The organism is Pseudomonas sp. 05N433 (assembly GCF_056396925.1).
In genome coordinates this window covers 1-398 of sequence record NZ_JBFTML010000167.1, presented here as the reverse complement: position 1 = coordinate 398, position 398 = coordinate 1, and the positions used below count along the sequence as shown (strand labels likewise).

Below are 398 nucleotides of genomic sequence, written 5' to 3'. Positions count from 1 at the left end.
GCCCTTGGCAGRACAACTGGCACACCAGMGGTKCGTCCATCCCGGTCCTCTCGTACTAGGGACAGMTCCTSTCAATATTCCTACRCCCACGGCRGATAGGGACCGAACTGTCTCACGACGTTCTRAACCCAGCTCGCGTACCGCTTTAATGGGCGAACAGCCCAACCCTTGGGACCGACTACAGCCCCAGGATGCGATGAGCCGACATCGAGGTGCCAAACCTCCCCGTCGATGTGGACTCTTGGGGGAGATAAGCCTGTTATCCCCGGGGTAGCTTTTATCCGTTGAGCGATGGCCCTTCCATGCGGAACCACCGGATCACTAAGCCCGACTTTCGTCCCTGCTCGACTTGTAGGTCTCGCAGTCAAGCTCCCTTGTGCCTTTACACTCTGCGAATG

General features: G+C 57.9%; 1 rRNA gene. It reads right to left on the bottom strand.

Features of this window, described 5'->3' with window-relative positions:
* Positions 1 to 398: ribosomal RNA gene (locus AC1DIS_RS30190) — 23S ribosomal RNA — on the bottom strand; the annotation flags it as partial.